The 288-nt window shown below is 66.3% G+C and carries 1 pseudogene; it reads right to left on the bottom strand.

The annotated features are described in order from the left end of the window. Positions 1-288, bottom strand: a pseudogene (locus tag EOD29_RS31275) (mandelate racemase/muconate lactonizing enzyme family protein); the annotation flags it as partial.

Raw genomic sequence — 288 nt, 5'->3', positions numbered from 1 at the left:
CGCATCTTGACTGACTTGAAACCGCCGGCCGCGATATAGGACCGGAGTTGATCGCCGATCCGCTCCGCACTCTCCCAACCGCCCGAGGCATAGGCGGGCAACCTGTCGGCCTTGCGGCCACCCAGCAGCTTCCAGACGGGAACGCCGAGCGACTTGCCGAGAATGTCCCAGAGCGCTATGTCGACCGCGCTGATCGCCGCGACGGAAAGGCCGCGACGCGCGATCTCGGGCATGGCGTGACCCGAACGCGCCGCCGTCTCGTGGCGTACGCCGTTGTAAAGCATCTCC

Origin of the sequence: Mesorhizobium sp. M1A.T.Ca.IN.004.03.1.1, from assembly GCF_003997555.1 — a bacterium.
Taxonomy (GTDB): Bacteria; Pseudomonadota; Alphaproteobacteria; order Rhizobiales; family Rhizobiaceae; genus Mesorhizobium.
The sequence above is the reverse complement of the archived record's forward strand: the minus strand, read 5'-3'. Positions and strand labels throughout refer to the sequence as shown.